The following is a 224-nucleotide window of genomic DNA, read 5'->3' as shown; positions in this document are numbered from 1 at the left end:
CACTCGTAGCTCAGCTGGATAGAGTACTCGGCTACGAACCGAGCGGTCACAGGTTCGAATCCTGTCGAGTGCACCATTTAAGAGTCAGTTGCAGCGATGCAGGTGGCTTGGCTTCAACCAGTTGTGATCTGGTCTAAAAACACAACTTGCACTCGTAGCTCAGCTGGATAGAGTACTCGGCTACGAACCGAGCGGTCACAGGTTCGAATCCTGTCGAGTGCACC

The 224-nt window shown here is 53.1% G+C and carries 1 tRNA gene; it reads left to right on the top strand.

Annotation, left to right across the window (positions count from 1 at the left end):
• Positions 1 to 148 precede the first annotated feature (148 nt).
• Positions 149 to 222: transfer RNA gene (locus ACQRBT_RS28365), tRNA-Arg, on the top strand.
• Positions 223 to 224 lie beyond the last annotated feature (2 nt).

Origin of the sequence: Pseudomonas sp. R19M, from assembly GCF_050312585.1 — a bacterium.
Taxonomy (GTDB): domain Bacteria; phylum Pseudomonadota; class Gammaproteobacteria; order Pseudomonadales; family Pseudomonadaceae; genus Aquipseudomonas; species Aquipseudomonas palleroniana.
Note: the sequence above shows the minus strand (reverse complement) of the source record. Positions and strands in the feature narration are given on the sequence as shown.